This window comes from Kitasatospora sp. NPDC059722 (assembly GCF_042733235.1).
In the GTDB taxonomy this organism is placed as follows: domain Bacteria; phylum Actinomycetota; class Actinomycetes; order Streptomycetales; family Streptomycetaceae; genus Kitasatospora.
The window spans coordinates 1-6,355 of the sequence record NZ_JBHWGD010000181.1 but is presented as its reverse complement, the minus strand read 5'-3'; the positions used below and the strand labels follow the sequence as shown (position 1 = coordinate 6,355).

The following is a 6,355-nucleotide window of genomic DNA, read 5'->3' as shown; positions in this document are numbered from 1 at the left end:
GCAGCCGGACACGCACGCGGGACCGTTGGTCACGGCCGCACCGGCCTCGCCGTCCGGGCGTAGCCCGGTGATCCTCAGGGGCGGAGAATGAAGCACGGGGTGTGTGCCTCAGCCTCAGGAAGGGAGCTTCCGATGGCCTGGCGTATCGAGGGCACGTATTTCGAGAACTGCAATTGCGACATGGTCTGCCCCTGCTCCACCTCCGGCCTCTCGGCTCCGGCGGACTACGACCGCTGCCGGGTGTTCCTGGCCTTCCACGTCGGTTCCGGCCGGGTCGACGACGTCGACGTGAGCGGTCTGACGGTCGCCGTGGTGGCCGACACCCCGCCGCTCATGAGCGAGGGCGGCTGGCGGATGGGCGTGATCATGGACGCGGCCGCCTCGCCCGAGCAGGCCGAAGCGCTCGGGGCGGTCTTCTCCGGTCAGCGCGGCGGCCCGATGGAGGCCCTCGGGCCGCTGGTCGGGGAGATGCTCGGGCTGGAGGTCGCCCGGATCGACTACGCCGAGGAGGGCCGGAGCCACCGCGTGCGGATCGGTGACGCGGTCGACATCGAGGTCGAGGACTTCGTCTCGCCGCTCGACGCGACCGGGAAGGGCGTGCGGGTCAGCGGCGTGGGATTCCCCGCGGACACCCTCGCGGCCGGAACCGCGACGAGGTCGCGCGTGAACGCCTTCGGCCTCGAGTTCGGAAACGAAGGGAAGAACGCCTTCTCGGCGCCGTTCTCCTGGGCGGCCTGAATGTCCGTCCAGACCGCTCGACGGGCCGTCGTCCCGGCGAGCCGGGCGGCGCTGCTCGCCGCGGCGGCACTGGCCTGGGTCCTGACGGTCCGCAGCTCGTCGGGCATGATGGCCGGACCGGGCACGATGGGGCGCGACCTGTGGGGGTTCCTGGTCCTGTGGGGGCTGATGATGGCCGCGATGATGCTCCCCTCCGTCACGCCGGTCGTCTCGTTGTACCTGCGGACGCTGCGCGCCCACGCGACGGGCTGGACGCGCGCGGGCCGTAGCACCGGTCTGGTCGTCGGTTACCTCGCCGTGTGGGAGGCCTTCGGGCTGGCCGCGTTCGGCGCGGCCTGGGCGGGCGGTGAACTCGCCGCCAGGGTGCCGAGCGCCGCGCCCTGGGTCGGCGCCGTCCTGCTGGCGGCGGCCGGCCTGTACCAGGTGACCCCGCTCAAGGACCGCTGCCTGAGCCACTGTCGCTCCCCCATCGGGTTCCTCATGCACTTCGGCGGCTACTCCGGGCGGCTGCGCGACCTGCGCGTCGGCCTCTACCACGGCGGCTACTGCGTCGGCTGCTGCTGGGGCCTGATGGTCGTCCTGATCGCGGTCGGCGTGATGAACCTCGCCTGGATGGCCGGTCTGGCCGCGGCCGTGTTCCTGGAGAAGACCTGGCGCCACGGCAAGGCGTTCAGCCTCGTCCTGGGCGCCGCCCTGATCGGCTACGCGTGCTTCGTGCCCTGGAACCCGGGCCTGGTCCCGGGACTGCACATGTCGTCGGCCATGCCCATGTGAGCGGACCTCCGGCGGAGGAAGGGACCGGCGGAGGAAGGGACCGGAGGCGGGCGGGCACCGATGGGGGCTGAGGTGCACCGCCCGCCGTCCGTCCCGGTCAGTCCTGTGCGGAGACGCTCGCCAGGTAGGCCGCCGCCTTGTCCGGGTCGAGGAGCCAGCGCTCCCAGTCCCCGGGATCGTTGAAGCCGTTGGCGAACCGGTCGGCGACGGCGGGGAGCCGGCCGGCCACGGCGATGACGTTCGCGACGTACTCGGGCGCCGGGTCGAGCATCGCGTTGGTCCACTCGGTGACGGCGCGCGCGTCCTGCCAGAAGCGGTCGAAGGCGGCCCGCATGAACCCGCGGTCGAAGGGCCGGTCGCCGTGGGCGAGGATCGCGTCGAGGTAGACGGCGGCGCACTTGGCGGCGTTGTTGGAGCCCTGGCCGGTGATCGGGTCGTTGGTGACGACGACGTCGGCGACGCCCAGCACCGCGCCGCCACCGGGCAGTTCGCCGACCGGACGGCGGACGACAGGGGTGATCCGGCCGACCAGCGTACTGCCCGCGTCGGTCACCTCGATGCCGTTCAGAGTCCGCTCGTACTCGCCGGGCACGAAGGTCCGCATCAGGTCGACGATCCCCCGCAGGACCTCGTCCGGCTCGGTGACCCCGCCGAAGACGTCCGCCGGTCCGCCCGGGAGCGCCTCCCAGAGCAGGACGTCGCACGGGCCGGCCGCGGTCAATGCGGGCAGGACGAAGAACTCGCCGGCCTCGGGCACGAGGTTGAAGCCGACGACGGGGATGTCGTGCCCGGGGCGCGGGCCGAGCCCGTCCACGTACGCGGCGGCGAGGGCGCGCTGGGGCCGGTCGAACGGGGAGCGGTCGGCGTCGCGCTCGAAGAGCGAGGCCAGTTCGCCCTTGCCGACGGCGACGAGCACCAGGTCGTAGGCGGGGGCGAGCCGGTCGAGGTCGGCGACCGTGGCCTGCCGCACCTCCACCCGGCCGCCGCGCGCGGCGAAGGTCTCCAGCCAGGTGGACATCTTGAGCCGCTGGTCGACGGACTGCGCGCTGCCGTCCAGGCGGCCCACCCAGTCGATCGCCCGCGCACCGTCCGGGCCGAGGACGGTGACGCCGATGCCCTCGATCTGCGGTGCCTCGCCCGCCCAGAGGTCGAGTCCGAGGGCGCGCTCGGTGCGCAGCGCCGCGTCGAACATGCACTGGGAGGACATCACCCGGCCGTCGCGGATCGCGTCCGCCGGGCGGTCGGTCATCACGGTCACGTCGTAGCCGTGGGACTGGAGGCCCAGGGCGAGCTGGAGGCCGGCCTGGCCGGCGCCGACGATGAGGATCGTGCGCATGCTCCCCGCTTTCCTGCCGTGCGGCGTGAGCCGCGCGTCATGACTGGCGTGTGACTTTCCGTGTCTGGATACCAGGCGGCCCGCGCCGCGTCCACACCCCCGGCACGCTCCGTGCAACCCGGCTGACGCTCCGCCACGGGCCCGCGCCTCCGAACGCCCGTGCACGAACCGGACGTTCACGACTCGTCATCTGCAATGGGAACCGTTTCCAAACAATCCCCCATCGGATGGTCAATCTCTCGTGTAACCAGAGGGTACGACGTCGCAGGTCAGGCAGGGTGATCACATGAGAAGCAAGAACTCCTCCGCCGCAGTGCGCATGCCAAGGAAGACGTCCCGCCGGACGCCCTTCCGCGCCCTGCCGCTGGTCGCGCTGGCCACCGCCGGCGTGGTGATATCCCTCGGCACCGTCGTGCCCGCCTCCGCCGCGACGTCCCGGGTGGACCTCAACGTCCTCGTCGTCACGGACGGCAACCCCTGGGTCGAGGGCATCCGCAAGCAGCTGGTCTCCGAGGGCGTCCCGACGACCGTGGTCGACCTCACCAGCGCCAACCGCGCGACCATCTCGGCGGCCTTCCTCGCCGACACCCTGGCCGACGGCACCCCGCACGGCCACTTCGAGGGCGTCGTCCTGCCCAGCGACTCCCCCGGTCAGCTCTCCGCCGCCGAGCTCTCCGCCCTCACCGGCTACGAGGCCTCGTACCACGTGCGGCAGGTCGACTCGTACGTCTGGCCCGGCGCCAACACCGGTCTGAGCGCCCCCGCGTGGACCGGCTCGATGGACGCCACCACCGCCACCGCGAGCGCCTCCGCCCGCGGCGACGCCTTCCGCTACCTCAACGGCCCCGTGTCGTTCGAGGGCACCGCCGGCGGCAGCGGCTCGTACGGCGCGCTGCCCACCGCGCTGCCCGACAACGCGGCCACCGGCTCGCACTTCGAGCCCTACATCACCGAGACCATCCCGGGCACGTCGACGCAGGGCGTGCTCGCGGGCGTCTACACGAGCAGCGGGCGCCAGCAGCTCGTGCTCACCTTCGCCTACAACTACTACCAGCAGCAGTTCCAGTTGCTCGCCCACGGCATCGTCGACTGGGTGACGCGGGGCGTGCACCTCGGCTACTGGCGCAACTACTTCTCCGCCCACATCGACGACCTCTTCAACGCCAATGCGCGCTGGAGCCAGAGCGGCAAGTGCACGCCGGGCGAGGGCGACTGCGCGGCCGGGGTGCCGAGCACCAACCCGCTCCGGATGACGGCCGCGGACGTCTCCACGGTGGTGAACTGGCAGCAGCAGAACAACTACCAGCTGGACTTCCTGTTCAACGCCGACCCCGGCCTCGAGTACGCGCAGGCGCAGGGCGGCACCGACCCGCTGAGCGTCGCGCTCCTCGCGAACAAGAACAGCTTCATGTGGCTCAACCACACCTACGACCACGACTTCCTGGGCTGTGTCCAGGACTTCTCGGTCATCCCGTGGCGGTGCCAGACCGACGCCTCCGGCGCCATCCAGTACGTCGACCAGGCCACCATCAACGGCCAGATCGCCCAGAACATCCAGTTCGGCCTGGCCAACGGGCTGCCGTTCCGGCCCAACGAGCTGGTGGGCGGCGAGCACTCCGGCACGTTCAGGCTGCCGCAGCAGCCGAGCGACAACCCCAACTTCCTGGCGTCGCTGGCCGCCAACAACGTCCAGTGGCTGGGCGTCGACGCCTCCCGCGAGACGGGCCAGCGCCAGATCTCCTCCGCGCTGGGCGTGCCGCGCCACCCGGTCAACGTGTTCTACAACGTCTCGACGCAGCAGGACGAGGTGAGCGAGTACAACTGGCTCTACACCTCGAAGGCGAACGGCGGCAGCGGCAACTGCGAGGCCAACCCCGCCACCACCACCTGCATCTCGCCGCTGGACCTCAACACGGCGTGGTCGAGCTACGTCCTGCCGCTGCAGACCGAGATCACCCTCGGGTACGTGCTGTCCAACGACCCGCGGCCGTTCTTCATGCACCAGTCCAACCTGACGGACGACCAGCTGGCGCTGCAGACGATGAGCGGCATCCTGTCGGCCTACCGCACGTGGTTCACCACGGACACCCCGGTCGTCAACCAGACGCTCACCGACGCCGGGACCGTCCTCAAGAACCAGAACGCCTGGCAGCAGACCCAGAACGCGGGCTCGGTCACCGGGTACGTCCAGGGCGGCGTCGTCACCGTCAACGGCCCGGCCGGCACCACCGTGCCGGTCACCGTCCCGGCGGGCACCACCGTCACCGGCGGCGGCGCGTTCGGCGCGGCGTACGGCGGCGAGCAGTCCGCCTACACCGCCCTCGGCACGACGGCCACCGGCCTGACCCTGCCCACCGCCGTGTTCGGCACGGTCGCCGACTCCACCCCGACCGGCCTCGGCGCGGAGCTCGCCTCCTACGCCAAGGGCTCGCCGCACGACGTCCGCCGCACCGGCGACGCGATCGTGATCACCGACCCGACCGGCAAGCACGTCCTGCCGAAGCTCGCCGGCAAGCCGGAGGAGCAGCTGCACATCGGCGACCACCACCACAACCCGTACAACGTGCTGCCGCCGAACCTGAAGAAGAAGTAACGCCTCAAGCAGGCTCCCTGCGGCCCGCGTTCGCGCGGGCCGCAGTGGTCGCTCCCGCCATCCGCAACGCGGGCGAGGCCAGGCCCGCCGCTGCCGCCGCGCCTCCGAGGACGGCGCACAGCGCGAGCGCGCTCCTCGCGCCGGCCGCGTGGGCGAGGCCGCCCAGCACGTTGGTCGCCGGCACCAGCGCCGCGCTCTGCACGAGCGTCAGCGCGGACTGCACGCGCGACAGGTGCGACCCGGGCGCCGCGCCCAGGACCAGCGGGCCGACGTGGCAGGCGAACAGGCTCGACCCGGCGCCGACCACCACCGCCGCGAGCACGGCCACCGCGGGAACGGGAGCTGCGGCGAGCGCGCCGGTCCCCACGCCGGCGACGGCCAGGCCCAGGCTCGCCCCCACGCCGGTGCGCCGCAGGGGACCACGGCGGGCGGCCACCAGCGCGACCGCGAGCACGCCCGCGCTCTGCCCCGCCCCCACCAGACCGGCGGCCCCGGGGCCCCAGCCGGCCGACCGGGCCAGCAGCGGCCCGAGCAGCGAGACCACCGGCAGCAGTCCGGCCGCGGCGGCCGCCGTCAGCAGCAGCGCCGGGCGCAGCACCGGATCCCTGGCCACCAGCCGGACGCCATCGGCGATGCCCGCGGCCAGGCCCTCCCGCCGCGACGGCCGTTCCTCCTCCGCCATCGGACGCACCCGCACCATGACGGCGAGTACGGCCGCGAACGTGCCCGCGTCCACCAGGGCCGCCCCGCCCAGGCCCGCCGCCGCCACCACCCCCCCCCCCCTCGCGCGGGCCCCCGCCGCTCCGCTCGCTCTCGCGGGGCGGGCGACCGTGCCCGTGGCCGTCCACCTCGACCACGCGACGTCCGCCGCACTCGTCGCCGAGGCCGTCGACCTGGGCTTCTCCTCGGTCATG

6 protein-coding genes are annotated in these 6,355 nt (G+C 72.8%); 4 read left to right on the top strand and 2 right to left on the bottom strand.

What is annotated here, in order from left to right; genetic code table 11:
• The first annotated feature begins 132 nt into the window (after nt 1-132).
• Both ACFV4F_RS41670 and ACFV4F_RS41665 read left to right on the top strand, forming a co-directional pair.
• Complete coding sequence (locus tag ACFV4F_RS41670; protein ID WP_380493172.1) at nt 133-738, top strand: DUF1326 domain-containing protein; 606 nt, start codon at nt 133-135, stop codon at nt 736-738.
• A complete protein-coding gene (locus ACFV4F_RS41665) occupies nt 739-1,512 on the top strand; it encodes a DUF2182 domain-containing protein (protein WP_380510938.1) in 774 nt (257 codons plus the stop codon).
• A gap of 97 nt (nt 1,513-1,609) precedes the next feature.
• On the opposite strand, the gene ACFV4F_RS41660 is transcribed toward ACFV4F_RS41665, so the two are convergent.
• Nucleotides 1,610-2,848 (bottom strand): styrene monooxygenase/indole monooxygenase family protein, encoded by a 1,239-nt coding sequence (locus tag ACFV4F_RS41660; RefSeq protein ID WP_380510935.1) that lies wholly within the window; start codon nt 2,846-2,848, stop codon nt 1,610-1,612.
• A gap of 286 nt (nt 2,849-3,134) precedes the next feature.
• On the opposite strand from ACFV4F_RS41660, the gene ACFV4F_RS41655 reads away from it, so the two are divergent.
• The gene (locus ACFV4F_RS41655) at nt 3,135-5,441 is read left to right on the top strand and encodes a hypothetical protein (protein ID WP_380438765.1); all 2,307 of its coding nucleotides are present in this window, start codon (nt 3,135-3,137) and stop codon (nt 5,439-5,441) included.
• Nucleotides 5,442-5,445: 4 nt separating this feature from the next.
• On the opposite strand, the gene ACFV4F_RS41650 is transcribed toward ACFV4F_RS41655, so the two are convergent.
• The gene (locus ACFV4F_RS41650) at nt 5,446-6,177 is read right to left on the bottom strand and encodes a hypothetical protein (RefSeq protein ID WP_380510932.1); all 732 of its coding nucleotides are present in this window, start codon (nt 6,175-6,177) and stop codon (nt 5,446-5,448) included.
• Between ACFV4F_RS41650 and ACFV4F_RS41645 the strand changes: the two genes are divergently transcribed.
• The coding region (locus tag ACFV4F_RS41645; RefSeq protein WP_380510929.1) for a class II fructose-bisphosphate aldolase at nt 6,164-6,355 on the top strand (192 nt) is incomplete at its 3' end. The genes ACFV4F_RS41650 and ACFV4F_RS41645 overlap by 14 nt on opposite strands.

Coding starts and splice junctions, on each gene's coding strand:
- ACFV4F_RS41670 (WP_380493172.1), top strand. CDS start 133: ATGGCCTGGCGTATCGAGGGCACGTATTTCGAGAACTGCAATTGCGAC.
- ACFV4F_RS41665 (WP_380510938.1), top strand. CDS start 739: ATGTCCGTCCAGACCGCTCGACGGGCCGTCGTCCCGGCGAGCCGGGCG.
- ACFV4F_RS41660 (WP_380510935.1), bottom strand. CDS start 2,848: ATGCGCACGATCCTCATCGTCGGCGCCGGCCAGGCCGGCCTCCAGCTC.
- ACFV4F_RS41655 (WP_380438765.1), top strand. CDS start 3,135: ATGAGAAGCAAGAACTCCTCCGCCGCAGTGCGCATGCCAAGGAAGACG.